The 25951-nt window shown below is 49.1% G+C and carries 21 protein-coding genes; 11 read left to right on the top strand and 10 right to left on the bottom strand.

Annotated features, from left to right (window positions below):
- Positions 1-58 precede the first annotated feature (58 nt).
- A complete protein-coding gene (locus IV54_RS01780; RefSeq protein ID WP_057877685.1) occupies positions 59-1099 on the bottom strand; it encodes a zinc-binding dehydrogenase in 1041 nt (346 codons plus the stop codon).
- Positions 1100-1188: 89 nt separating this feature from the next.
- Positions 1189-2070, bottom strand: a complete 882-nt coding sequence (locus IV54_RS01775) for a LysR family transcriptional regulator (RefSeq protein ID WP_057877684.1) — start codon at positions 2068-2070, stop codon at positions 1189-1191.
- A 114-nt stretch (positions 2071-2184) separates the two neighbouring features.
- On the opposite strand from IV54_RS01775, the gene IV54_RS01770 reads away from it, so the two are divergent.
- The 4 genes from IV54_RS01770 (at position 2185) to IV54_RS01755 (ending at position 8126) form a co-directional block, all read left to right on the top strand.
- Positions 2185-3063 carry an aldo/keto reductase gene (locus tag IV54_RS01770; protein WP_057877683.1) on the top strand — a complete coding sequence of 293 codons (879 nt, stop codon included), beginning with the start codon at positions 2185-2187 and terminating at the stop codon, positions 3061-3063.
- The gene (locus IV54_RS01765; RefSeq protein ID WP_057877682.1) at positions 3063-3926 is read left to right on the top strand and encodes an aldo/keto reductase; all 864 of its coding nucleotides are present in this window, start codon (positions 3063-3065) and stop codon (positions 3924-3926) included. Before IV54_RS01770 ends, IV54_RS01765 begins: the two co-directional genes overlap by 1 nt.
- 162 nt (positions 3927-4088) lie before the next feature.
- On the top strand, positions 4089-5264 hold the full coding sequence (locus IV54_RS01760) for a DUF998 domain-containing protein (RefSeq protein ID WP_057877681.1): 1176 nt from the start codon (positions 4089-4091) through the stop codon (positions 5262-5264).
- 369 nt (positions 5265-5633) lie between these two features.
- Complete coding sequence (locus IV54_RS01755; protein WP_162259310.1) at positions 5634-8126, top strand: BspA family leucine-rich repeat surface protein; 2493 nt, start codon at positions 5634-5636, stop codon at positions 8124-8126.
- A gap of 73 nt (positions 8127-8199) precedes the next feature.
- On the opposite strand, the gene IV54_RS01750 is transcribed toward IV54_RS01755, so the two are convergent.
- The gene (locus tag IV54_RS01750; RefSeq protein ID WP_057877679.1) at positions 8200-9009 is read right to left on the bottom strand and encodes a chitosanase; all 810 of its coding nucleotides are present in this window, start codon (positions 9007-9009) and stop codon (positions 8200-8202) included.
- A gap of 214 nt (positions 9010-9223) precedes the next feature.
- On the opposite strand from IV54_RS01750, the gene IV54_RS01745 reads away from it, so the two are divergent.
- Positions 9224-10039: a helix-turn-helix transcriptional regulator gene (locus IV54_RS01745; RefSeq protein WP_057877678.1), complete on the top strand. Its 816-nt coding sequence runs from the start codon at positions 9224-9226 to the stop codon at positions 10037-10039.
- Positions 10040-10113: 74 nt separating this feature from the next.
- Positions 10114-10521: an SRPBCC family protein gene (locus IV54_RS01740; protein ID WP_057877677.1), complete on the top strand. Its 408-nt coding sequence runs from the start codon at positions 10114-10116 to the stop codon at positions 10519-10521.
- A gap of 47 nt (positions 10522-10568) precedes the next feature.
- Here the strand turns inward: IV54_RS01740 and IV54_RS01735 are convergent, their stop codons facing one another.
- From IV54_RS01735 to IV54_RS01725, 3 genes are all read right to left on the bottom strand, one after another.
- A complete protein-coding gene (locus tag IV54_RS01735; protein WP_157054326.1) occupies positions 10569-11093 on the bottom strand; it encodes a hypothetical protein in 525 nt (174 codons plus the stop codon).
- A gap of 180 nt (positions 11094-11273) precedes the next feature.
- A complete protein-coding gene (locus IV54_RS01730; protein ID WP_057877676.1) occupies positions 11274-11675 on the bottom strand; it encodes an aggregation-promoting factor C-terminal-like domain-containing protein in 402 nt (133 codons plus the stop codon).
- 270 nt (positions 11676-11945) lie between these two features.
- Entirely contained in the window at positions 11946-12773 is an 828-nt protein-coding gene (locus tag IV54_RS01725; RefSeq protein WP_057877675.1) for an undecaprenyl-diphosphate phosphatase, read from the bottom strand.
- 232 nt (positions 12774-13005) lie between these two features.
- On the opposite strand from IV54_RS01725, the gene IV54_RS11660 reads away from it, so the two are divergent.
- Positions 13006-13176, top strand: coding sequence for a hypothetical protein (locus IV54_RS11660; RefSeq protein WP_157054325.1), 171 nt, complete (start codon positions 13006-13008; stop codon positions 13174-13176).
- Positions 13177-13432: 256 nt separating this feature from the next.
- On the opposite strand, the gene asnA is transcribed toward IV54_RS11660, so the two are convergent.
- The 4 genes from asnA to IV54_RS01705 all read right to left on the bottom strand — a co-directional run bounded on the left by asnA (position 13433) and on the right by IV54_RS01705 (position 18533).
- Positions 13433-14440: an aspartate--ammonia ligase gene (asnA, locus tag IV54_RS01720; protein WP_057877674.1), complete on the bottom strand. Its 1008-nt coding sequence runs from the start codon at positions 14438-14440 to the stop codon at positions 13433-13435.
- Between the two features lie 517 nt (positions 14441-14957).
- Positions 14958-15188, bottom strand: coding sequence for a hypothetical protein (locus IV54_RS01715; RefSeq protein WP_057877673.1), 231 nt, complete (start codon positions 15186-15188; stop codon positions 14958-14960).
- A 97-nt stretch (positions 15189-15285) separates the two neighbouring features.
- Complete coding sequence (locus IV54_RS01710; protein ID WP_057877672.1) at positions 15286-17826, bottom strand: KxYKxGKxW signal peptide domain-containing protein; 2541 nt, start codon at positions 17824-17826, stop codon at positions 15286-15288.
- 374 nt (positions 17827-18200) lie between these two features.
- Positions 18201-18533: a nuclear transport factor 2 family protein gene (locus IV54_RS01705; protein WP_057877671.1), complete on the bottom strand. Its 333-nt coding sequence runs from the start codon at positions 18531-18533 to the stop codon at positions 18201-18203.
- A gap of 300 nt (positions 18534-18833) precedes the next feature.
- Here IV54_RS01705 and map point away from each other — a divergent pair, with 300 nt between their 5' ends.
- The 4 genes from map to IV54_RS01685 all read left to right on the top strand — a co-directional run bounded on the left by map (position 18834) and on the right by IV54_RS01685 (position 25802).
- Positions 18834-19622 (top strand): type I methionyl aminopeptidase, encoded by a 789-nt coding sequence (gene map / locus IV54_RS01700; RefSeq protein ID WP_057877670.1) that lies wholly within the window; start codon positions 18834-18836, stop codon positions 19620-19622.
- 28 nt (positions 19623-19650) lie between these two features.
- Positions 19651-20520: a hypothetical protein gene (locus IV54_RS01695; RefSeq protein ID WP_157054324.1), complete on the top strand. Its 870-nt coding sequence runs from the start codon at positions 19651-19653 to the stop codon at positions 20518-20520.
- Positions 20521-20973: 453 nt separating this feature from the next.
- The gene (locus IV54_RS11965; protein ID WP_057877668.1) at positions 20974-23133 is read left to right on the top strand and encodes a MucBP domain-containing protein; all 2160 of its coding nucleotides are present in this window, start codon (positions 20974-20976) and stop codon (positions 23131-23133) included.
- A gap of 491 nt (positions 23134-23624) precedes the next feature.
- Positions 23625-25802: a MucBP domain-containing protein gene (locus tag IV54_RS01685; protein WP_057877667.1), complete on the top strand. Its 2178-nt coding sequence runs from the start codon at positions 23625-23627 to the stop codon at positions 25800-25802.
- Positions 25803-25951: the final 149 nt, after the last annotated feature.

Below are 25951 nucleotides of genomic sequence, written 5' to 3'. Positions count from 1 at the left end.
ATCTCACTTAAGAGACTGGTGCGGTGCCTTCGTTTGCACATTTTAAAATATTAGGACTCTAGTCGACCTTGATTAAGGCCTTGATTGCCTTACGGTCAGTCATGGCTTGGTAACCGTCGTCGATATCATCGAGGCTAAAGGATTGCGTGAAGACCTTGCCAGGGTGAATGTCGCCATCCAAGACAGCCTTCAACAGAACTTGCTTGACGTAGGTGGTCACTGAAGCGGGGCCACCGGCGATGATCGTGTTGCTGTAGAAGGAGTTGGTCATGTCCATCTTAGGTTCGTGAGGGAGACCAACCCGGCCAACAATGGCACCGGGACGAGCAACCTTCATCGCGGTGTCGTTAGACTGTTCCGTCCCAACACATTCGAGGACGGCGTCGGCACCGGCGTTGTTGGTCATGGCCATTACTTTGGCAACAGCGTCGTCACCACGTTCAGCCACGATATCCGTTGCGCCAAATTCGATGGCCAGCTTTTGCCGGTCTTCGTGACGACTCATGGCAATGATCCGCTTGGCACCACGCATCTGAGCGGCAATAACCCCACACAGACCAACGGCACCGTCACCGACAACGACCACCGTGTCACCCGTCTTAACGTTGGCAACCCGAGCGGCGTGATAACCCGTTGCCATGACATCGGCCAAGGTTAACAGAGAATCCAGCATGTCCTCGGAGTAATCGGCTGGTTTCCCAGGGATCTTGATGAGGGCCCACTCACCGTGTTGGTAGCGAATGTATTCGGCTTGAATCCCGACACTAAAGTTATCGGTGTGGTTCTGGCAATCGCCATCGAAGCCGGCACGACAAGCGGCACAGTGGCCACAACCGTGGGTAAATGGGGCGATCACAAAGTCGCCGGGAACCACCGTGGTGATGGCAGAGCCAACTTCTTCGACGATCCCGATGGCTTCGTGCCCGGTATTTTCGGAGTGCTTAGCCTTATCTTCTAGTCCACGGTAGGCCCACAGGTCGGAGCCACAGACACAGGTCCGAACGACGTGAATGATGACATCGTCGTCGGCTTGGAGCGTAGGCTTGTCGATGTTTTCAACAGCGACTTTACCTGGTTCCATAAAGACAGTAGATTTCATAGATAAATTTCCTCCTTAAAGTGTTTCCAGTCTAAATATTAAAGTTTTTCGTGAACCAAGTAAAGGATGTTCACCCCACACGATGAGGACTAGTCGGCTGGCCAATGCGCTTTCAAAGTGGTCAGGACGGGGCGCACCCGGGATTCGTTACCCCGGAGATAGGCGGCATAGATGGGTTGCTGAGCGCTGTCATCGGAGATGGGACGGCGAACCCGGTTATCGTCATCACTGTCGTTATCGGGAGCTGGTAGGCTGATGTCCGTTCCGCCGAGGTTAGAGGTGAAGTACGGGAAGTCTGAATACTTGGTGATTTCGGCCAAGGCCGATCGTTGTTCCTGATAGAAAAACTTGGCATGCGGAATCTCACTTTGAATGATGTCGCGCCACATCCCGATATCACTGGCGACCACGAAGCTGAGTCCAGCCAGATCGGCGAAAGTGACCGTGGGTTGATTGGCCTGAATCATGAAACGATTGAGGGCGACCGCCAGTCGCTCGACGCCAATGCGTTGCGTTGCGATTGCTGAATTCTTGAGGGGACTCGTGGTAAAGATGAGGTCGTAGTTATTGTGTAGTAAGAGTTGTGGCGAAGCGGTCGGCAGAAGTTGTTGTTCAAGCGACACCGTTGTTGGTAATTCTTCGGCGAGTGTGTCTAATAAGATCAGGGGTCCTGGAACCGTCGCGGCTAGTCGCAAGGATCGCTGACTCTGTTCAAAGTGGCGGATACGCGCAACGGCCGCATGGTTGGCGGAGATTAACTGTTGGGCCTCCTTGGCAGCCAGCTCACCCGTAGGCGTCAGTGTGATCCGGTTGGGTTGGCGGATGAAGAGCTGGACACCCAGATCATCTTCCAGTTTTTGCATCCCCCGGGTCACAGTGGGTTGGGTGACATTCAATTTGGCGGCGGTTTCCGCTAGGGTACCCGTGGCCGCAAAGGTCGCCAATTCTTCTAATAAGTAGTTATCTAGCATGTGCTCAGCTCCTAGTATACGCTACTCGTATACTAGCATGCTTATCTGGTAATTTTCAACCGATTGGTTTGGGCCTATAGTTAGGGCATCAGTTAAACGGAAAGGACTGTTCACATGACTGTACCAATGATTACCTTGAAAAATGGCGTGAAGATGCCCCAACTCGGGTTCGGTGTGTTCCAAGTGCCTGATTTGAAAGACTGTGAGGAAGCTGTCACCAATGCGTTAGAGGTTGGCTATCGGCTGATTGACACGGCCACCGCCTACCAAAACGAAGAGGCCGTGGGCCGGGCCATTAAGAAGAGTGGCATTGACCGAAAAGAGTTATTTATTACCTCTAAATTGTGGGTCTCCGAGTTCACTTACGAACGGGCTAAGGCTGGTATCGACGCTTCCTTGGAACGCTTGGGCCTGGATTACTTGGATCTCTACCTGTTGCACCAACCTTATGGGGACACCATGGGGGCTTGGCGCGCGTTGGAAGAGGCCTACCACGCCGGTAAGATTCGGGCGATTGGTGTGTCGAACTTCTATGCCGACAAATTGAAGAATCTAGAGTTAACCATGGATGTGCAACCGGTCATTAATCAGATCGAAGTGAACCCCTGGTATCAACAGCCCACTGAGGTGACCTTTAACCAAGGCGAAGACGTTCGGGTTGAAGCCTGGGCCCCATTTGCTGAGGGCAAGCATGACATCTTTACCAATGACACCATTGCTAAAATTGCTCAGGCGCACGGTAAGGCCACGGGGCAGGTTATCTTGCGGTGGCTGCTCCAACGCGGCATCACCGTTATTCCCAAGTCCGTCAATCGTGAACGGATGATTGAGAATATGGATGTGTTTGACTTTGAATTGACACCCGCTGAAATGAAACTGATGACAAGTCTGGACCGCAACGAGAGCCAATTCTTCGATCACCGTGATCCGGTCACGATCGAACAGATCTTTGGATCTAGTCTGGCTCAATTGAAGAAAGGAAGCAACGACTAATGACAACCCCTACAATTAAATTAAATGATGGCCATGAGATCCCTGCAGTTGGCTTTGGAACCTATCAAATTCCCGCCGATGGGTCAACCTACAAGGCCGTCACGGAAGCCTTAAAGGCCGGGTATCGGCACATTGATACAGCCGTGGCTTACTTTAATGAAAATGAAGTTGGCCAAGCCATCGCCGACAGTGACGTGGCCCGCGAAGATGTCTGGGTGACCAGCAAGCTCTGGCTTCAGGACTTCGGCTATGAACCAGCCAAGAAAGCCATCGATGTTTCCCTGAAGAAGTTGGGGATGGACTATATCGATCTTTACCTGATTCACCAACCCTACGGCGATGTACCGGGTGCTTGGCGAGCCATGGAAGAAGCCCAAAAGGTTGGCAAGATTCGGTCCATCGGGGTTTCCAACATGACGCCGAAGATCTGGCAGAAGTTCGTTCCCAGCTTCACCACGATGCCGGCCGTTAACCAGGTAGAATGGAACCCCTATACCCAGCAGAAGGCCTTACGCGGCTTGCTAGACCCTGCTGACGTCAAGGTAGAAGCCTGGGCACCCCTGGGTCAGGGTAATCAATCCCTGTTGACGGATCCCGTGATCACGGCATTGGCCAAAAAGTATGGCAAGGATGTCGGTCAGGTTATCCTCCGCTTTGAAAATCAGTTGGGGATCATTGTCTTCCCGAAGTCGGTTCACGCGGCGCGGATTAAGAGTAATCTGGATATCTTTGACTTCACGTTGACCGCTGATGAGATGGCTAGTCTGGTTGCGTTGGATAAGGGCCAGGGGATGCATGATCCTGACGCCCCAGGTGTTCAAGACATGTTGTTGAAAGCTTTTGACGTTCACGCCAACGACTAGAAAATTGTGTCACACGTTTCGGTTAGTTAATTTTGGAGACACACATGGGGACTGGGAATCTATCTCAGTTCCTTTTTGGTGTGTCCCTAAATCTGCCACGCCATTGTTGGGGGTCTTTGTTATAATAAGGATCATTGTATAACGATGTTAATGGGGGAAAGCATGAAGAAAGACGAGTATCAATTGAAGTTACCAGCCGATGTGAGTGATCAACTCAAGTTGGACCAGGATACACCAGTGAAATTGGTGGTGAAGCGGGACCGCCTCGTGGTGCAGTTCGCCGAACCGCGGCTTCAGATTTTTCAAGGGCGCGTGTTGGTATGGCCGTTAGCCTTAGCTTTGCTGTCAGCTATCGGCTACTTTATCTACTGTCTCAGTCAGGGACTGCATGCGGTTCGATTAGTCGGGGACAACTCACTGGCGACCGGTATCATTGTGATTGGAACGGTGGTTGGCACTTTGTTGTTTGCGGGATTCTTCATCCGCGACCGCAACAATCCGCACAACCACTTCACTCAGAACATCTATTGGCGAAACTTCCCGGTGATTGTGCTGTCCTTTGCCCTAATTGTGGTGCTCATGTTGAGTGGCAGTATGTGGCTTCTCGGCACTCTTTTCAAAGGCGCCATCTTTGATATCTTCACGGCCAGTGTGATCTTCATGGTCTTCAGTGCGGTCGTGAACCTCGTCATGGTGTATTTTGCCTTGATGGTGGATGTGGGTGTGCTGACCACGGTGTTAACTCTGGTGATTATTAGCGGCGTCGTGATTGCGATGGCCGTCAACAACCAACGGTATTGGTGGCAACATAACCTGAGTTTTTTGGGGACGAACAATGCCTCTTCGAGTGGGTGGCAATTCAATGCCACACTGATCTTTGCGGCGTTACTGATGATTGCCCTCATCGACTACCTCTTCGTCAGTCTCCAAGAGTTCTTCCCCAAATCGCGTCGGCTGTTAGTTCTCCGAATCTTGTTAACGTTGACGGCGGTGGATCTGGGACTCGTCGGGGTCTTTCCCAACAACGTGTCGTCCCACGCCCTGCATGACCAGGTGGCAACCTTTCTGGTCTACCTCATCATGGCTCTGATTGTCGGGGTACGCTGGCTGTTACCACGGGTGACTCAGGAATTCTTATATCTGTCCTATGGCGTCGGGGCGGCCTTGTTCGTGGCGGAAGTTCTCTTCCGCTGGGTGGGCTACTTCTCCCTGACGGCCTTCGAGATGATGGCGTTTGTCCTGGCTTTTGGGTGGCTGCTGATGCTGCTGGATCGGATTGAAAATCTGATCAACACTGGAACAGCGGGTGAGATTGTTCAAAATAGGGAAAATAATTAGATACAAGTGAGCCAGTCGCAAAATTTGCGGCTGGCTTTTTTGAATGCTATTTTGGCAGGAGAGAGGGTCTTAACTAATCACTGCCACAGTTATTTCGTTTGGAGTAATTTGAAAATTTGTTAAATGATGGCAGCCGAGAGGTCGTCTTCCTTCGATGGGATAAGAAATTAAATGGAAAGTTAGGGTTCAAAACAACACTGGAAAAGGCGAGATATCAGTCAGTAAAAGTTGTATTCAAAACGTGTCATCGCTTCCAAAAAATGATAGGATAAAGAAGTAATGGTAGAAAACTTTTTTAATAACAAATGGTCGATATGACAAAATTATAAGTATAAAAATGGTTGGTTATGAATAGAGGGGTCAAGAATGTTGCGCAAATGGCAGTTTAAATGGCTAGGTATCTTAACAGCGTTAGTGATGGGCTTGACCCCAGTCATTGGCATTCTTTTGATGACGCCGTCGCTCCCGGTTGCCGCATCAACCACAGGCAGTTCGACTTTGGATCAGCTCGTAGCGAACAACGCCTCTGCGGTCTCAGGCGATTTGCAAGCGACGAGCAGTTCCACTAACACGACTGGCAGTAGTGCGCCAACATCGGTGACCAAGGCTTCACTGGCACGAGCGACGACTACCACGGATATCGCCAGTGGCACTAATGGTTCCGTCACCTGGCGGATTGACAGTGCCGGGGTGTTGCATCTCAGCGGGGGGTCTTTCGAGTATTTACCAGCCGCGTTTTCGCCTTGGGCGAATGATAAGGATTCTACGATACCAGCTAATATTGGTGGCAACTATGCTGCAGCTATCACTGCGATCAGTGTCGAAGGTGAGATTACCACGACGGCGAAGACTACCCAGTACAGTTTTCTCTTCGCTGGTTTGCCCAACGTAACCACGGTCACTGGGTTGGACAAGTTGAATATGGCGGGGGCGACGACGTCGATGGCCATGTTCAAAGGTGATACCAGCCTGACCAGTGTCAATTTTGGCAATAATGATTTCTCAAGTGACACCGACACCAGTTGGATGTTTCAAGGTGATACCAACCTGACCAGTGTCAGTTTTAGCAATAATGATTTCTCAAGTGTTACCAACGCCAGTAGTATGTTTCAAGACGATACAAATCTGAGTTCGGTTCAAATGCCCAACGCCGATTTCAGTGCCAACAAATTATTTACCCAGATGTTTCGAGGTGATACTAGCCTGACTAGTCTAGATATGTCCAATTGGAATGTCAGCAAAGTGACATCCATGCAGCAGATGTTCTATGGTTGTTCGGCGTTGACGAACGTGACTACCACGGGTTGGCAGGATGGTCAGGTGACTAGTATGACTAGCATGTTTGATGGTTGTTCGGCGTTAACTACCGTCACGACGGCCGATTGGCAACTGGGAAATGTGACGTCGTTGTCGCGGACCTTTGCCAACTGTAGTTCGCTGACGACCCTAGAAACGGGTAAGTGGAATACGTCGTCAGTTCAGAATTTCAATAGTTTGTTTCTGGGTGACAGTAAGTTAGCCACAGTTGATGTCGCAAATTGGGATACCAGCCAGGCGACGAATATCGGTTATCTTTTCTATAATTGCACGGTGATTAATGGCTTATCAGTTGGTAACTGGGATACGTCGGGCGTTACGGTGATGTCCAATACTTTTGGTAATTGTCGGGCGCTGACCAGCTTGGATGTTGCCGATTGGAATACCAGTCAGGTTCAGTTGATGGACTACCTCTTCTCTAATTGTTTAAAATTATCCAGTGTGGACGTTGCCAAATGGGACACGAGCAAGGTGACAACGCTAAAAAACGCGTTTTCTACTTGTCCATCATTGACCAGTCTCGATGTTTCCAAGTGGGATACGAGTGCTGTGACCAAAATGGATTATGTCTTTAATGGTGATGCCGGACTGACGGCTTTGCCGGTAAGTGGTTGGGATACGAGTAAAGTTACGGCGTTGGATTACGCCTTCCTTGGCTGTAAGCAATTAACCTCATTGGACCTCAGCAATTGGGATACGAGTAAGGTCACGAGTTACACGGGGGTCTTCCAGCAGGATTCTAAGTTACAACACCTGACGTTAGGCAAGACCTTTGATTTCCACGGCAGTACGGCTTGGGGGTTACCAGCGGCGTCTGCGGTGAGTCCGTATAGTGGTAAATGGCAATTAGGTACCGATGGCCCGTCCTACAGTGCGACAGACCTGATGACGACGTATGATGGCAGCACGATGGCTGGTCAATATAATTGGGGCCAGGAAGGTCGCGTGACCGTCCGGTATGTCGATACCGATGGCACTAGTCTAGCGAGTGATGAGGTCTTAACCGGTGATACTGGGACGGCTTACACGACCACGCCGAAGACCTTCAGTGGTTATACGCTGAGTCAGACGCCAGCTAATGCGACAGGTAAATTCAGCAGTACGGCCGCCACAGTTACCTACGTTTATCAAGGTGAGCTGTTCTTCAGCAATACCCCAGGTAGTGTTGACTTTGGAACCCACGTTTTGACAGGAATTGCCACGACGTATTCGGCGACTGCTAGTCAAAGCTTGGCGGTTCAGGATAATCGGAGTCTAGGGTCCCAATGGACCTTGATGGCCCAACTCGGTGATTCTGGGTTTACAGGTGTTAATACCGGGAAACAATTGGCCGCAACCGTGGCCTACCAGAATAACGGGATTGCGACGACGATTGGAAATACGGCCACGCCAGTGTTGACCCATACCACCGGGGATCATTTGCCAGTGGATATCTCAAGTGGGTGGACGACCAGTAACGGCCTAATCCTGAAGGCTTCTGGTAGTGTAGTTGCTGATAGTTATTCCGGGACGATTACTTGGACGTTGACCAACAGTGTGTCTTAGACTGTGATGAAATTTTTTGAATATGAATGAAATGAAAGGACCGTTTCCGATTGAGGGGAACGGTCCTTTGTGGTCAGTTGAGATGGTAACGGTCGCCATACATTTGCCATCTTAAGGGGCGCTGGAGCTGAAAGTTTTTGTCGCGAATAAACTGACGCTGGGCGTTCAGCCGAGAGAGGTCGTGATGGGCAGCCTCTTGGCGCATGATGGGTGTGCGGGCCTTGAGAAAGGCTTGGAGATAATGGGTCTCATTACCGCCTTGACGAGGTGTCTTAGCTAGTCGCTTGGCTTGACGACGAATGCCACCGAAGCTACTCTTGTCGTTGCCGGGACCGTGAACCACCATGGCATCGTAGTAGATGTATTGTCCCAGTGGACTCAGATTATCTTTTTTGGCCGCGCGCAACACGGGATTCAGGTACTCGGTGTCTAAAATGTAGTTTTCGGCATGAATGAGCTTGGGGTCCTTGGCCGCCTGATGCCAGGCTTGGATAAACGGGTGGCCGAGTCCATGATGAGTAGCCGACCCCACTGCGGCCTTGAGAGCGGGCAGGTAAGGCTTGAGTCCATTATGTTGGGGCTTCAAGTGAACGTAACGTTGGATGACTTGGCGGAGATCGCCGTTGGCCGTGGTGAACCCAATGATCCCGGCAGTGTAGCCACGCCCATCCCCAATGTCTTCGAGATAGCCGTATTGGCGGTGATAATTGGTGGTGGAATTTTCGGCACTTGCAACCAAGGCGAAGGTGGTCTCGCGGCGTTGACCGACTTTGATGGTGTGGCCGGGTTGATAGCCCGAGGTAGTGGATGGCAACTGGCAACCGGCTAGGGTGAGGGTTAGTAGACCGATCAATGTGATTATTTTGACTAGTTGGTGTTTCATGCGGACAGACTTCTTTCTCGGCACGGATAGGTCACGCGGGGACTTTACTCTAGTCTAACAAGATATTCTTAGGTCTAAAATGATGAGCTAGCGGTCTTAATCGATGTTTAATCGTTTATCCCGCGTTAGATTGATTTTCGTCGTATGGTGGTTAATCATTGGCAAGAGGCTTCAGTTCGGTATAATCAAAGCAACGAGTAAGGAGGGGACCACGATGAGTTTAGGCACGACACTCAAACAGGTTCGCCAGCAGCGCCATCTCACCCAGCGTGAGGCGGCCCAGAATATCTGTGCCCAGTCCATGTTGTCGGCAATTGAAAACGACCGTTATACGCCCAATGCGACGCTTCTGATGCGGTTATGTGAACGACTGGCAATCAGTCTAAGTGAGATTAGTCTGGCTCAGAACTTCGATGTGGGGCCGCAGGTGGCGTTTAACCAGCGCGTTGAGGTCCTCTGTAACCAGCATCGCTATGCAGAACTTCAGGCCTTTCTGCAGCAAGGCGAGGTGATAGCGGCGATTGCTTCCGACGAACAGACCCAGGCCTATTACTATTATCTGGGAGTCACGGATATTCAGCTGGGCCCCGACCTCGTTGCCGCAGAACAGAGCTTCCAGTTGAGTCTAGCGAGTGCGGTGAGTGGTCGCCCCACGACACTGACCCGAATCGCCCAGATGTCGCTGGCTTTGGTGCGAGGGCGCCAGCATCGGCAGGTAGACGCTCAGAAGCTGGTGACTACGGCGTTGGCCGATCTGGCCAACAGTTCCTATGAGGAAAATCTGAATATTCTGTTCTACTTGGCGGCCCTCTTTGATTTTGAAGCCCAGCGGGACAACGCGGCCATGCAACTGCTTGTGGCAGGAATTCAGTTTGCGACTGACCATAACTCCCATTACCTATTAGCTAATGATTACCATCTCTTGGCCATGATCGCGGAACGCAGTGAACGCTTGGCAGGCGAGGACTATCGCCAATCCGAGAAGTTACTCGCCCAACTCTTTCACGAAAAAATATACGACCGTTTCTAAATATCAGGATACTGATTTTAACCCTTTAGAGGAACCCGCTAGAATGGGGTCATCATCTAGAGGAGGTTCTTAGTATGACAAACACAGCAGTCTTTACCAATGAGGTTTTAGCCCAGGCGACGGTCGCAGATAGCCAGAAGGTTCTGGCCGACCCGCAGGCACTATTGAAGTGGGTCCCAGATATTACGACCGTGGCAGCGGGGGCGAATGCCTTCGAGGTAACTCGGCAAGACGCGGCCCTGAATCAACATGAACGAATCACGGTTACGGCGACGGCTGGCCAGGTAACTTACGAGAGTACTCAGGGACGGTTGGCTTACCGGCTGGTCTTTACCCTGACGGCGCAGGAAGCGGGAACACGGATCCGAGAGGCTTTGTATGTGCCAGATCATACCGGGCTGCCGATCAAATTGATGGCGCCGATTGCGAAGCGCGCCTTTTATCAGAATCTGACTCGCCTCGCCCAGATCGTCGCTAGCTAAAAATTAAAGCAGGCACACCGCAGAATTTCTCGGTGTGTCTGTTTTGGTTATTTTGCATGATTGATGATTGCCAGATTGTGTGGCATGTGCCGAACTTTCTTCTCGGCGTGGTCGTGATTGATCTGTTTGACGATCTTGGTTAACGTCGTCGTGGCTGTCTGATCCTTGCGAAAGGAGTGGACGATGAAGCTGTCGTAGATGACTTGTTGGTTCTTCATGGTAAACCAGTTGGGAGCCAGATTCTTCTGGGCGCTGGTAATGTGTTGATCCGGCCAGACCAGATACTTGCGACTACCTCTGTGAGGATAGATCTCGACCTGCCAGCCGGCCTGCATGTCGGCCACCTCTTGCCAGCGTGGCAGTTTGGTGTGATGAATGGCAAAGTAAATAATGGTGGCATAGGTCAGTGACTTATCGTGCTGCAGTTCCGAGACGGTCAGGGGCTTTATTTTCGGTTTAGTGGTCGTTGGCTGGGGTTGATGGGTTGTGACAGTTGATTTAGCCCCACAGGCCGTCAACGTGAAGCTGGCCAGAATGGCCATTAGACTGGTGGCCCAGATTTTCTTAGACATTGGCTGATCCTTTCTCAGAATGATTATGATTTCTAGTTTAGTCGTTAAGGACTAAATGCGCAAAATAAAAAACCGGCTAGCCCCAGCTAGTCGGTCAGTTACTCAGTCAATTCTATGTCCAAACAAGAACCCTGGTGATTTGTGCTATGTAGCGATAAGGTACGAACAGCCGACGCTATTCTAGTACCAGTGATGACTCTGCCAGAAACGCTTAGCCTTCGTCCAAGTGCCGTAACGACCACTGACGTAGTTGTTGGCAACCCGTTCTTGGTTAGCAGGTGAGTAATCACCGTGCAGGTAAGACTTCAGTAATTGGTAACGACCGTAACAACGACCATTACGAGCGGAGTAGTTGTAGCCGGATTCGCGCTTAGCGATCCATTTCTTAGCAGCTTTTTGTTTCTTCGAAAGATTCTTATTGATTTCGGCGATTTTCTTTGCCTGGCTCTTGGAGACCTTGCTCGATGCCTGAGCCGTAGTCGTGGTTTCAGGCATGAGGTTGGCCGTCACATCGGTAAGAGTCCCGAAGGAGAAGCCAAATAGTAATAATAATGTTGCGATTTTAATTTTAAATTTTGACATTTCGATAACTTCCTCATCCCTTAATTGCTAATTGCAGTATACCGGAGAAATGTTGCAAACATGTTAACAGCCGGTTACCGGGCAGTTAAAAGGACTTCACAACATCTGGGGAGTTAGAGTTGGCCCTGATTAGTGTTGGACCTTCAATTCCTTGAGGATCCTATGATACCGGGCTTAATAAGTTCTTAAGAAATCAAAAAACAGCCATTCAAATATTACAAACGGCTGTCACATAACTTGTAACAAACTGGCAATATTGGGGTCAGATAATTAGTTGAGTAACCCAAAATAAGCAATTACCAGTGTTCCAAGGGCAATTCGATACCACCCGAAGACCTTGAAATCATTGTTACGAATGTAGCTGAGAAGGAACTTAATGGCCAGATAGGCCACGAGAAAGGACACCACGGTTCCAGTTGTCAGCACGGCTAGTTGCATGCCAGTGAAGTGGTTGCCGTGGATGAGGTATTTCAAAACCTTTAGACTGGAAGCACCCAGCATGGTGGGGATGGCTAGGAAAAAGGAAAATTCGGTGGCTGCGTAACGCGAGGTTCCCAGTAAGATGGCACCCAAGATGGTGGCGCCAGAGCGTGAGGTTCCGGGGACCATGGCCAGCACTTGGCAGAGGCCGATCAGGACGGCCATCGTGATGGGGAGTTGGTTGAGATCGGCATAACGGGGCCGCTTTGTCTTATTGTAGGCTTCAATCACAATGAACAGGATACCGTAGACAATCAGGGTTCCCGCAATGACTTGCCAACTCGTGAGGTGCGCGTCCATCCAGTCGTTTAACGGCAAGCCTACAATGATCGCTGGCAGAACTGCAATGATGACTTTGGCCCAGAGTACCCAGGTCTGGTGACGTTCCAGATTAGTTTTTCGCTGGGCCCAGGGATTAAGTTTATTGAAGTAGATCACGACCACCGCCAAGATAGCGCCTAGTTGGATAACCACCATAAACATATTGATAAAGGCCGTGGGTTCGTTGAGTTTCACGAAGGCATCGGCTAGATAAAGGTGGCCGGTGGAACTAATCGGTAGAAATTCCGTAATCCCTTCGATGATACCCAAGATGACCGCTTTAATGATTTCTAACACGCAAGGTCCTTCTTTCTAGAACGAGTAAGTCTGCCACAAGGTGACAGCGGTTAGGGTTCATCGTATCGAATTGGTGTAAAGGTGGGATTGCGGTTGTGTAAAATGTTGGTAAATGGGATGAATTTAGTGGGATAGAAAGAAGTATTTGTGTAAGTTCAATTGAAGTACATCGATATACGTTAGCGGTATACTGCCTATATTGAAGAAACTCAGGTCGATAAGGAGGTATTAGGTGGATAGAAAACGAGATATTTCTGAAGAAAAAGGGAAACGGAAACTAAAAGAAGAAACTAGGAAGGCAATGCAGGAAAGTAAAAGTGGCATTGGAGAAACGTTTGAATCCTTTTCAAGCTGGAAAGACAGTTTATCAAAGTTGACGAATTCAACTGAGAGTAAAGAATAATGTATTGATGGTGAAGCCGTGAAGTTGGGTTGTGGTCGTTTATTTGGCAAAAAACAGTGTAGCCGGAGGAGGTCACGGGCGACTTTGAAGACGCGTGGTCTTCGTGGCTTCAAAGCGAGCGAGAAGCCTGGTTTTTAGGCTGAAGCGTCCCCACAGCAGGCGTAATCCCTGGCAGCCGCAGGCGGCCTCCCATCTCTTTATTTAGCACAAAATAAAAGCCACGACCGCCAAGTAAAGGCGAGTCGTGGCTATTTGTTTACAGTAAATGAATGTTAGCAGCTTCGCATTTGTCGATCATTTCTTGTGGCCAGAGGGAAGCTTGCACTTCGCCCACGTGAGCCTTACCCAGTAACAACATGCACAGCCGGGATTGGCCAATCCCACCACCGATAGTGAATGGGACTTCTTCGTTTAAGACCATTTGGTGATAAGGCAAGGTCAGCCGGTCCTCGGCGTCAGCTAACTTAAGTTGCTTACGCAGTGAGTCGGCGTCGACCCGAATCCCCATGCTGGAGATTTCCATGGCCTGGTTCAAAGGTTCGTACCAGAAGAGAATGTCACCGTTTAATTCCCAGTCATCGTAGTCAGGGGCCCGGCCATCATGACGTTTGCCACTCTTTAATTCGCCACCGATCTTCATTAAGAAGACACAGCCAAGTTCCTTGGTAATGGCGTTTTCCCGTTCCTTAGGGGTGAACTTAGGGTAACGGTCTTCCAATTCTTGCGTCGTGATGAAGTGAATTTCATCGGGTAAGTGGTGAACAGCTTGGGGGAACTTGTACCAAACTTCGTGTTCCATGTGCTTGATTACTTTGAAGATAGTCCGAACAGTCTGCTTCAACGTGTCAAGCGTCCGTTCTTCTCTGGTGATGACCTTTTCCCAATCCCATTGGTCAACGTAAGCGGAGTGGTAGTTGTCCAGGTCTTCGTCCTTACGAATGGCGTTCATGTTGGTGTAGAGGCCTTCGTGTAGGTCAAAGCCGTAACGCTTCAAGGCAACCCGTTTCCATTTGGCTAAAGAGTGGACGATTTCAATCTGAGCGTCGCCCATGTCAGCCATGGTAAAGGAGACTGGCTTTTCAACCCCGTTCAAGTTATCGTTCAGCCCAGTGGCCTTGTCGACAAACATAGGTGCGGACAGCCGTGACAGATTTAATTGGTCACCGAATTCGTCTTGGAAGGTTTCACGGATGTACCGGATAGCCTTTTGCGTTTCTTTAACCGACAGCTTTGGTTCGTATGATTCTGGAATAATTAAATGCATGGTCCATTTCTCCTTTACGTGTTGGATTAAGACAAAAGAAAAAGCCTTCCGTCCCCTCAGAAAATCAAGGGACGAAAGGCTACTTTCGCGGTACCACCCAAGTTGTCTATCTAAAATAGACCAGCTCAATTGGAGTACAATCATACTCCACCGATGGTAACGTATCGGTCACGGCTTAACTTACTTCAACCAAGGTTGGTTCGGTCAGCAACTAAGAAAGTGTTATTCGGATAGGTCAACGCTGATTGGGTTTTCACTAGCTCCCAACTCACTGGCAGGTTGACGAATCTTACTTGTCTTTCCTCCGTTTTTTATCTTGTGAAACCTATACTAGCATCTTTTTTTGATTTGTAAACAGGAAAATTAAAAAGAAATGAGTAATTTTCTTATGAAATCGTGACCAAAGTCCCGTTGTTCTAAGAGTTTTCACAGTTTGAAAAAAGTTTTTGAAAAATATGCGAAAAACTGGCGGCGGATTTCGTTAGTACTAGTAGGGGGAGTGACTTTCGATAGACAGTTAGAATTCATTATGTCGTAAATGAGGTTTAAGTCGGTCATCTTGAAGCAAGGCATGTTGATGGGTTTTAATAAATTCAGCGTTGTTAAAGGGATTAAGAACTTTAGGCAAATAGACAATGGCTTTGTTTCGACCGGAATAGACATCGTAGTAGTCAGCGTTAGCTTCAATTTCCTTAGGAATTGGCAGAACAGTTTCGCCAGTTAAGTTTTGCTTTTTTATGGATTTCATATGGCACCTCTTGTGCCAATATAAGGTGATTACAGTAATCTTACAAGAAAAACGCGTCACAGTCTGATGACCGCAACGCGTTAGAAATTCTGTTCAGTTAATCTTGTTTCCGGCGAACTACTAGAGTTTGGCTCAAAGCCAAGAGCACAAGCCCCAATTCAGTTAACCACGGTGTGTTCTGTTCACCAGTTTGTGGCAGCGTGTCGTTTTTAGCTAATTGACCAACAGTCGTCATCGCATGACCACCGGTCGGTTGAACGCCCTTTGCTGGTGCGGTACCCTTGGCCATTGGGTGTTCAACGAGTTGTTTGGGTACAGGTGTAACTTGAGGGGCGTGAACGGCCTTCAATATTGGCTTTGTGGGTGTCGTTGGTTTAGAAGGCATCGTCGGTTTACCTGGCTTTGTCGTGCCAGTACCCGTCGACCCGGGATCGGTTGCTGGATTGTCTGTGCCAGTGTTTCCTGTCGTGGTATTGCCACCATTATCGGGAATTGAGCGTGGGTTGACAGTCAGCGTAACCGCATCAGGGGTCACGACATTACCATTGGCATCCGTGTACGTGTAGGTCAGGGTATAAGTCCCCGGCGTGCTAGCGTCAAAGGTGGCTGGGTCGATCGTGTTGTTATCACTATCCGTGATAGTAACCGCAAGTTTAGAACCATCGGCTGCGGTGCCCATCGATGGCGTGGTAATGGCAGTCCCATCGACGGCCGTTTGGCCAGTGATGGCATCGGTTGGCGTCCATTTAGTGCCGGCTGTGATGGCTTGGTCCGCTACGGTTAAGGTGCTGGCAGCTGGTTTGACTGTGATTGTCGATGTGGCGCTGCTCGTGTTTCCTTGCGCGTCGTCATACTTGTATGTCACTGTGTATGTGCCGGAAATATTCAGCTCTGTGGTTTGGACGGTTTTCCCGTTTTGATCAGTGATGGTCATCACGATCGATCCCAAAGTTGGGGTATTACCTTTGATAGCTTGGGCAACGTCAAGTTCTGTCCCATCTGGGGCGGTCCCTCCGAGGGTGTCTTCAGGTTTCCAGGCGTTAGTGGTGCCAGCATAGTAAGTGGCATTGGTCGCAGAGAGTTTAGTCTTGATTCGTGAAACTTGGAAGGTGAAGATATTTCCGGTGATGTCCGAGCCGGTAGTGCTATCGGTCATATCTAGTTTACTTGGCTCAAGAGTAACAGTGTCCGGTAGTGTCTGCGGTGTCGGATTAGTCGAGTTGCCGACATACTGAATAGAAGGATACCAGTATGCGGAGTGACTCAATTTGCTCGACAAGAACGCATGAGTTAAATAATCACTAGGGTTGTAGGTCGTCCCGGGTTTCGTTGAAACTGAATCGGGAAGAAACTTGGTGTTTCCTATGATGGTCGCATTCGTGTCCGCCACGCGGATTGTATATTTTTCTGCAATACTAATGTTAACGTAGGTCAGAGTCTTGGCCCCATTGTCGGCGTAGATACCCACAACGTTATCATCGGGCCAATCACTTGTTCCAGAGATATCCGTGGCACTGTAAGCTTGGTAGTCGTTGCCGCCAGGGTAGGTTTGATCACCGATTCCCATGAACAGGATGTCTGAGGTTGGAATCTCACCGTTTTTTCCATTGGGATTGTTAATGACGACAGAAGTAGGTTCTGGACCCTCATCATCTGAATTGGCTGTTGAGACCAAGGTGTACATATGAACCTGACTACCGTAGCCGGTACGCTTGTCGGTGCCAGTACTGTTCAGTGGTTTTTTTTGAAACGAAGCACCCTTGTTTGGTTGGAAGTAGAAGACATAACGGCCGTCTTTCGTATTCTCCAAACGGTAGACCTTCAGTGTGTCGATACTGACATAAGGTTTCCCATCAGAATCGACATCAGCTTTTAAAGCAGAAACATAGGCATCTGCAGCGTCCTGAACATCAGTTAGTTTAGCCGTAATTGAGGCTGGTAGAACAACATAAAAGCCAAAAACATCTTGTGGAAAAGTATTCATATTTTCGGCATCATAGGGAACTAGTCCAACGTAGGCTTTTGAGTCATAGGGGATGACATTACTATCCCCTACGTTGACGTAGAAGTTTCCCAAACTAGGTACAGTTGAGATGGTAGTTCCAGCGATCGGCTTTCCATCGCTGTCCGAATCTGTTTGAATGGTTGGATCGGATGCCGGGAGTGGTGCGATCGCTGAAAGCGCCATCGGGGCAGCAAAGGCTGGTGTTGGTTCAGCGACAGACGAACCCAAACTAGCCACAGAATGAGCCGGTTCAGCGGCAGACGAAGCCAGACTAGCCACAGAATGAGCTGGTTCAGCGGCAGACGGAGCCGGACTAGCCACAGAATGGGCTGGCTCAGCAGTAGGTGTAGCCGGAGCAGCCACAGAGTGAGCTGGTTCAGCAGTAGATGTAGCCGGAGCCGCGGATGAAGTTACTAGCTTCACCGATTTCGCGGTAACTGTTCCTGAATCTGCTACTTCAGCAGCATCGTCACCGTCTTCATTTGTAGCGGCGTTGGCAGTGGTTGAGACACTTAATCCCGCAACGAGAACGCCTGATGCAATGGCGCCCACCAGCCATAATTTTCCTGCTTTATAAAGTTTGAAATGAAGCTTAGTGGTTTGTGAATGGTCCTCAAATTTGCGGATGTTCATCGTGATTTCTCCTCACTCATTTTAGCCGTGCAGCTGACGGTTGAAAAACCCGAGGAGAACGCTGCGGTCGAATGGTTTCTTATAGGGGTAATGTTACCACAAAACTATTTATTTACACATTGATTAAACCATAAAAGTAATCCCGTGTTTTACAGGCGTGGTGTCTATCGAACTGTTAAATAAGTGGGGGGATTTTAGCCGGATAACAAGACTTTAATACGGCGATTGAATAGGCTTCAACGGGCTAAAAACATCTTGCCTATATGGCGTTATTTACTAACTAAAAGTTTGTGAGTTAGCCCATGTCACAGGCCTTGACGGCTGTTACCGGCAAATAAAAAGACGAGCATCGCGTGCTCGCCTAAACTTCAGGTTTAATCTGGTAGGATTTTAACTTCTTGGAGGTGGTCTTCGCTCACGGTGAATTGGAACGGACTCGTGCCGTTGAAGCCATTGCCAGTGACCACTAGGTCGACGATCCAGGTTCGGGGATCAGTCTGACGAAAGTCGGCGAGTTCGAAGTGCGATTGTTTGCCAATATTGTCGGTCTGGTTCCAGGAAGCAATTCCGTCTGTGCCATGGTACTCGGTGCCCCAGTCATTTAAAACGGCATCGGCGGTAAATAAGGCGACAAACCCGGCAGAATCGCTGGCGTTCGTGGTGTTGATGAAGGCCGTAATCGCAGTAGGTAACGTTAAATCATCCATCAATAAGACTCCTTAGTGGTTCAAGATAGTCCTATCAAACCATCTCACCCTTGAAAAGTCAACGAATTGAGGCGTTAACTATGGGTCACCTCAATTGGGCGTCTGCGGTTGCCAGGGATTGCTTCGACTAAGTATGGGTATTAACTCATCATCGCCGATGTTGAAACCAGTAATGGTATTGGCGTAATGTAAGGCGTGTATGAAAGTATGCCAGTAGTTATCCAGTCCATTTTTCCTTTGGCGCTAGGCGATCGCAAGCGTATACTGAAAGGTAATCATTTCTATTTTACAGGAGGACACATGATTACTTTAAAATCAGACCGCGAAATCGCGGGAATGCAGGCTGCGGGCGACATTTTAGCTGGCCTGTTTCACGAACTAGAAGACTACATTAAGCCAGGGATGAGCACCTGGGACATCGACCATTTTTCCTACAAATACATCGTGGGTCACGGGGCCACACCCGGTGAACTGAACTTCGAAGGGTACAAATACTCGACCTGTATCAGCGTCAACGATGTCATCTGTCATGGTTGTCCCAGCAAGGACATCATCGTTAAAAATGGCGATCTCATCAAGCTCGACACGGTGATTGATTACAAAGGGTACCTGAGCGACGCTTGCCATGCCATCGTGGTGGGCAAGGCGTCTCCAGAGGTTCAGAAGTTGATGGACGTGACGCGCAAGGCCCTCTACCTAGGGATTGACCAAGCAGTCGTGGGTAATCGTATCGGGGATATTGGGTTTGCTATTCAAGACTATGCGGAAAACCAGTTGGGTTACGGCGTGGTTCGGGATTACATCGGCCATGGCATTGGACCGACGATGCACGAACGGCCTGATGTGCCACATTACGGTAAGGCCGGCCACGGCAAGCGTCTCAAGGCGGGGATGACCATTACCATTGAACCCATGATTAACGTAGGTTCCTATGAATGTTCCGGCCCGGATGACGATGGCTGGACGATTCACACGGTCGATGGCAGCCTGAGCTGTCAGTACGAGCACACCTTAGTTGTGACCGAAGATGGGCCAAAGATTTTGACGTCATTTGACCACGAACGCGACGCTAAATATTTGTTACCATAGGTCAGTTAAGAAAGTGGGGTTAGGAAAGATGAAACAACAGAGGACTTTAACGGAACTACTGGCGGATGCCCCACGGGTGTTCCTAGTCCCACACAATGTCCGCCAGGAGGTCCCGGTGCACGTGGCCGAGACCGATCTGACCATTGGCGTGGACGCTGTCGGTGGTGACAATGAAGATCCCTATGTCTGGGCGCCAAACTTTCTTTACACGTTCTGTCACGCCCACGGCAATCGCTATCAGGGATCGTTACTGGAGGATGTGCCAGTGGGGTCGGTGATCATTTTCCTGGCCTTACCGGCCCCAGAGAAGGGACGGCCGTCGTGGAAGAATGCCACTCACGTGCAGATTGATACCGTGATGACGGTTCAGGCCCAGGTGAAATGGCAGTTGGACAATCCACCGTTAACGTTGGCGGCCCTCCAGCAACAATTTCAGGAGACGCCAGCTTACTTAGGTGACGGACAGGCAATTGAAAATCACTTGCCATACATTGACACGCCAACGCGTCGGTTGTTGAGTAAGAATCCCGGGCATGATTGGCCGGTGCACAACGACTGGCAGAGCTATGTCACGTTGGTGGGTGATCCGGAGAATTCCTTCCTGCCTCTGGGTGCGAACAAGCACATCGTGGATATTCAAGGTGATCTGGCCAAGGCCTTGATTAACTATATCCAGATTAACAAACGTAATCGAGCGGCCGTGTTAGATTTGCCAGAATTAGTGGCACTTCAGCCGGCCAAGGGCGCGCGGGTTTACTTCCGGCGAACCGAACGGATCTTGGCGGATGGGTCGACCAATCCGCTGTGGGCGGAGATGATTGATCCGCTAGTTCGGACCATCGACGACCAGCTGGTCTATCGGTTTACTGGCAGTGAGATTGTTGATCAACGACCTTAATTAAATTGATAAATTGTATGGGGACGATGCCTGCGGGTGTCGCCCTTTTTGTAAATAGAAGGTTGAACTCGTTCATACCAGGTTCAAAAGTGTGGATGATAGAAAGTAAATTGAGGTAACTAGGACAGATCGATCGTCGGCGGTGAATAGGCCGATCAGCTAAAATCACGGTCTGAATCGATCTTGAATGAATCGCGTGATAGCAATGATGACAGGCCTTATTCGTGATAAAACGTTTAACCCAGGGACTAGTGAACCTGATTAACGATTAATCCTTGAAATGCCTTCCAGTTCAGTTATAATACAGTTGTAGAGACGATTATCCACATTTTAAAATATGTGGCGAATAAATGAATTAATAATGCATGTTGCTTGATGACTTAAATTAAATTGAAAGCGCATACACGGACGAACTGACTAGGGCAGGTTTTACTTCACGAGGAGGAAGCAATCATGAGAACATCAATGATGGGACAAGCCAAGGAACACTACAAGAGCTACAAGGCTGGCAAGCACTGGGTTTACGCTAGCATTACTGTTATTGCGTTGGGCTTAGGCTTGACAGGGATCACGACGGCGCAGGCGGATGTCATCCCAGTTGCTGACCCCACCACGACGGAGGTTGCTAAGGACCAACCTGATCAGCCGGAAGTTAAGGATGACGTTAAACCGGAGGCCACAAAGGATGACGACCAGGCAGGCAAACTAGCTGACGCTGACAAGTTACAACACCCATCCGAGACGCCAGGTCCTGTGCAGGATGTCAAGCCGGATGAACAACCGGGTCAAGCACCCCATCAATCTGTAGAAAAGTCCGATGTCGTTTCGGATGTTAAGGAACAAGACAAGGCGACCCACGACGAACAACCGACATCGCAGAAGCTAAAAAGTTCACGGATGATGGGTCCCAACGCATTGGTTAAAGAAGCCCCATCCATCGTAGGCAAGAATGCTGATGAGTGGATGCCAGACAAGGCAACTCAGGGTTGGGTGATCGCCGCAGTTAAACAGGCAGAACATAATCAATTTCTGACAATTGATGCCTCTAACCTTTACCAATATGTCAGTGCACCACTGTTCTTGAGTTATCAAAAGACCGACGTTAACACTTTCGGTGAAATTCATGATCTGACGGGGCTCCAGTATTTTACCAAGCTGACCGCCTTTGAGTGGGCCTACAATGTTCCCACCAATGGGCTGATCGATATGAGTTTTGCCCCAGACCTTGAGACTTACATGCTGATCGGGAGTGATTTTTCGGGGACCGTGAAGATTAATATGCAAATGAGTCCCGAGACTTTCATGAGCACTTATCTGGGCCAAAACACCAAGCTGACACAATTAGACTTAACCGATACCGGACTGACCGGTTCAGTGGACGGCTTCGCGGCCTACCAGGATTTGACGCAGTTGCGGGTCTCTGACAATCAATTGACGGGAGATCTTTCTTCGCTGACGCAATTGCCAAATTTGACCCAATTGTTTGTGGATGGTAATCAGTTAACGGGTAAGTTACCAGCGCCAGCAAACTGGACTAATTTGGCACAAGTCAACGTTCAAAATAATCAGTTGAGTGGTGATTTGCCAGACTTTACCGGGTTCACCGGGAGCTTCTGGGCAGATGATAATCACTTCAGTACGGGAACCTACAGTACCCAATCGGTTTTCTACCAGACAGTTGGCGGCAAGACTTACACGCTGACGCCAACTAAGACGAGCTTTGACCCCATCACAGATGTTGTCAATGGGGTTCAGGATGCCACCGGTCAGATGGACCCGGACAATACCTTTGCACTATCACGCTTTGGTAATGGCTGGACCATCGTTTCGGGAACGCCAACGGCTGACGTGAAGGGGTCCACCTTTGATGCTTGGGCGCAGACCCAGCAAGATGATTCATCATTGTTCACGGTTAGTGCCGACCCAGACAACGCCTTAGGTTTCAAGCTGACAGCCAATGGGGATGTCCCGGATGGCACTTACAGTATTTATGTTTACAGCTCCAAGTATGGTGCTGGACACACTTATCTAGGTTACGTGACGTTCAACATCGTTAATGGGCAAGACCCCGTCGATCCCGTTACCCCAGTGGATCCAACGCCGGGTATCACGACCGGAACCGTGACGGTAGTTAATGTTGATGAGAATGGCAATGTCATTAGCCAACACGTCGAGACCGGGACAGTCGGGGACAGCTACACAGTTACCGCGCCCAAATTGGATGGTTACGAATTAACGAGTCCAAGTTCAGTGACTGGGATTTACACGACAGCTGGCTCGACCGTTACCTTTACGTATAAAACGTCAGACCAGGATGGGGATAGTGCGGCGATTGGCGAGCCAGGCGCAAAGCCTGAAACTGGGCATGGCGTGATTACTAACGATGGGAACGCCGATAAGGTTGTCAAGCATGGCGGTCAAACCGCAAAGGCTCAAACTGGGCACGTCGCAACCTTAGCCAGCCATGAGAATTCGGCAGTTAGCCAACAGGCTATCCAGACGACTTTACCGCAAACTGATGAAGCTTCTTCTACGAGTTGGCTTGTTGCGGGGATGGCTGTCTTAGTTGCCACCATAGGGTTAGCTGGTTTTCGAAACAAACGTCATAATTAGGCGGGGAAACTCAGTGCGCGACTGAATTAAAACGACATAGTTGTTAGGGACGATACCGTTGGGCGTCGTCCCTTTTAATTTTTTGGTAGAATTAGATCTCATTTATACCCGGATAAAAGGTGAAAAGGGTGTCTTAAAAATAGAAAGTAAAGTGTCATAACTAGCTGACATCTATTTTTAGGATGTCCTTACCCATCGACACGAATGTGGATGGTATACGTTTCTATCGGTATCTAGGAATGATTGTTAATTGCCCGATATAAAAGGATTCTTTAAAGTAAAACGTTCAACTTCAGATTAGTCAACGTAATTGACGATTAGCCCTTGAAAAGCTTTCCTATTCAGTTATAATAGGTTTGTAAGAGAAATTACTCACATTGGAAAATGTGTGAGGATGCAACAACGAGATTTGTTTTTTATTTAGATGAAAGTGAAAACGAATACATAAAAGAATGACTAGGGCAGGTTTACTTCACAAGGAGGAAGCAATCATGAGAACACCAATGATGGGACAAGCCAAGGAACACTACAAGAGTTACAAGGCTGGCAAACGCTGGGTTTACGCTAGTATTACCGTTATTGCGTTGGGCTTAGGTCTGACGGGAATCACGACGGCACAGGCGGATGTCACACCAGCAGCAGATCCCGCAACGACTGAGGTTGCTAAGGATGATTCCAGTAAGCAGCCTGAAGTTAAGGAAAATGTTAAATCGGAAGTTGATAAAGATGACGTTCAGTCAGATAAGTTAAGTGACGTTGATCAGAATCAGAAACCCGAAGCTCCTGAGTCCGATGAACCTGATCCCGAAAAGGATGTTCAGCAGGATAAAGAACCCGTTCAAGACGACGTTCAATCTGGAAAAGAGAATGTTATTTCTGACGTCCAGACACCAGGTAAAACGAACCAAGACGAACAGTCAGCACAGACTTTACAGAAGTTACGGATGAGTCGAGCAAACTTGGTAAAGGAAGCCCCATCTATTGTGGGGCAAAGCGCTGATGAATGGATGCCAGACAAAGCGACTCAGAACTGGGTAATTTATGCGGTTAAACAATTTGAAGCGAATGTTAATCACAATGCTTATGCTTTTGTGACTCCTGCTAATCTCTATCAGTACGTTTCAGATGGTATTAACTTCGCGTATCTGAGTACTGATTCGGCCGGTTACGGTAAGATTCAAGATCTCACAGGACTACAGTACTTTACCAACATGAAGTCTTTTCACTGGGACAATGCCTTACCTGACAATGGCTTAATCGATATGAGCTTTGCCCCCAACTTGGTTGATTATCAGCTTGATAGCTCAGGTCATGCCATGAATCTCAACATGAGTCTGGCAACCTTCTTAAACACGTACTTGAAACAGAATCTTAAGTTACAAGAGTTAGTGGTTAGTCATGCCGGTCTCACTGGAACTTTGGATGGCATTGAAGCCTACCAAGATTTGAATGGATTGCATCTGATGGGGAACCAGCTGACAGGGGACTTGACGCCAGCAACGAAGCTGTCGAAATTAACTGGTTTGCATGTTTCTGATAACCAATTGACTGGGGAATTACCTGCTCCAAGTACCTGGGCTGGACTGACTCAGCTCGATGTTCAGGACAACCAGTTGAGTGGCGTTCTGCCAGACTTCAGTGGGTACAATGGAAAGTTCTGGGGAATGGAAAACCACTTTGGCAGTGGGTTAAGTTATGTGGCGGTTTATTATGAAACTGTTACTGGTAAGACCTACAAATTGACGCCAAAGGTTCAAAACTTCGATCCTCTGACGGATGTCGTGGTCGGGATCCAAGGTGCCGATGGCAAGCTGGATCAGACTGATGCGATTGTTCCACTGCGGTTCTCTTCTGGCGCGACGGTCGTTGCTGGGGCCCCAACACCTGGTATGAAAGGTGCCGCTGTTGATGGCTGGGCTCGGACACAGACCGATGCCTCTTCACTCTTTAAGTTCAGTGCCGACGCGGACAATCCATTAGGTTTTACCATGACAGCTGTTGGCGATGTTCCAGATGGGTCTTACACACTCTTCTTGGAAAATGCTAACTACAACACGAGTGACAATTGTTACTTCGGTTACCTGACCTTCAACATCGTCAATGGTGAGGATCCCGTCGACCCCGTCACACCAGTTGACCCAACCCCAGGTGTCACGACTGGGACGGTCACGGTGGTTAACGTCGATGAAGATGGAAATGTTATCAGTCAACACGTTGAAACTGGAACGGTCGGAGATAGCTACACGATCACCGCACCAGAATTAGATGGCTACCAATTGACGAGTCCAAGTTTCGTCACTGGAACTTACACGACGGCCGGATCAACGGTCACCTTCACCTACAGTTCATTGGCTCAAGGCGGAGATGGCGCAACGATTGAAGAACCAGCCGCAAAGCCTGAAACCGGACATGGTGAGATTGTTAACGGTGGTGACGGCGATAAGGTTGTTAATACTGTTGCCAACAAGGGTGGTCAAGCGGCGAAAGCTCAGGCTGGTCATGCCACGATGTTAGCTAGTCACGAGAACACGGCAGCTGCACAGCAGACGACCAAGACTACTTTGCCACAAACCAACGAAGCTTCTTCTACGAGCTGGATTGCCGCAGGGATGGCGGTCTTAGTTGCCACCTTAGGGTTAGCCGGATTCCGGAACAAGCGTCACAACTAAACAAGACATATGATTCAGCAGCACGTCTGCCAATTTCTTGGCGGCGTGCTGTTTTTGTGTAAGTAACAGGTTTGTTAATAGAAAATGGGTATTTGGACAAGAAAAGCCGCCACATCTTCAGTAATGAAAGTGTGGCGGCCAGGAGTGAC

The organism is Levilactobacillus paucivorans, from assembly GCF_001437125.1.
Taxonomy (GTDB): Bacteria; Bacillota; Bacilli; order Lactobacillales; family Lactobacillaceae; genus Levilactobacillus; species Levilactobacillus paucivorans.
The sequence above is the reverse complement of the archived record's forward strand: the minus strand, read 5'-3'. Positions and strand labels throughout refer to the sequence as shown.

Coding starts and splice junctions, on each gene's coding strand:
- IV54_RS01780 (WP_057877685.1), bottom strand. CDS start 1,099: ATGAAATCTACTGTCTTTATGGAACCAGGTAAAGTCGCTGTTGAAAAC.
- IV54_RS01775 (WP_057877684.1), bottom strand. CDS start 2,070: ATGCTAGATAACTACTTATTAGAAGAATTGGCGACCTTTGCGGCCACG.
- IV54_RS01770 (WP_057877683.1), top strand. CDS start 2,185: ATGACTGTACCAATGATTACCTTGAAAAATGGCGTGAAGATGCCCCAA.
- IV54_RS01765 (WP_057877682.1), top strand. CDS start 3,063: ATGACAACCCCTACAATTAAATTAAATGATGGCCATGAGATCCCTGCA.
- IV54_RS01760 (WP_057877681.1), top strand. CDS start 4,089: ATGAAGAAAGACGAGTATCAATTGAAGTTACCAGCCGATGTGAGTGAT.
- IV54_RS01750 (WP_057877679.1), bottom strand. CDS start 9,009: ATGAAACACCAACTAGTCAAAATAATCACATTGATCGGTCTACTAACC.
- IV54_RS01745 (WP_057877678.1), top strand. CDS start 9,224: ATGAGTTTAGGCACGACACTCAAACAGGTTCGCCAGCAGCGCCATCTC.
- IV54_RS01740 (WP_057877677.1), top strand. CDS start 10,114: ATGACAAACACAGCAGTCTTTACCAATGAGGTTTTAGCCCAGGCGACG.
- IV54_RS01735 (WP_157054326.1), bottom strand. CDS start 11,093: ATGTCTAAGAAAATCTGGGCCACCAGTCTAATGGCCATTCTGGCCAGC.
- IV54_RS01730 (WP_057877676.1), bottom strand. CDS start 11,675: ATGTCAAAATTTAAAATTAAAATCGCAACATTATTATTACTATTTGGC.
- asnA (WP_057877674.1), bottom strand. CDS start 14,440: ATGCATTTAATTATTCCAGAATCATACGAACCAAAGCTGTCGGTTAAA.
- IV54_RS01715 (WP_057877673.1), bottom strand. CDS start 15,188: ATGAAATCCATAAAAAAGCAAAACTTAACTGGCGAAACTGTTCTGCCA.
- IV54_RS01710 (WP_057877672.1), bottom strand. CDS start 17,826: ATGAACATCCGCAAATTTGAGGACCATTCACAAACCACTAAGCTTCAT.
- IV54_RS01705 (WP_057877671.1), bottom strand. CDS start 18,533: ATGGATGATTTAACGTTACCTACTGCGATTACGGCCTTCATCAACACC.
- map (WP_057877670.1), top strand. CDS start 18,834: ATGATTACTTTAAAATCAGACCGCGAAATCGCGGGAATGCAGGCTGCG.
- IV54_RS01695 (WP_157054324.1), top strand. CDS start 19,651: ATGAAACAACAGAGGACTTTAACGGAACTACTGGCGGATGCCCCACGG.
- IV54_RS11965 (WP_057877668.1), top strand. CDS start 20,974: ATGAGAACATCAATGATGGGACAAGCCAAGGAACACTACAAGAGCTAC.
- IV54_RS01685 (WP_057877667.1), top strand. CDS start 23,625: ATGAGAACACCAATGATGGGACAAGCCAAGGAACACTACAAGAGTTAC.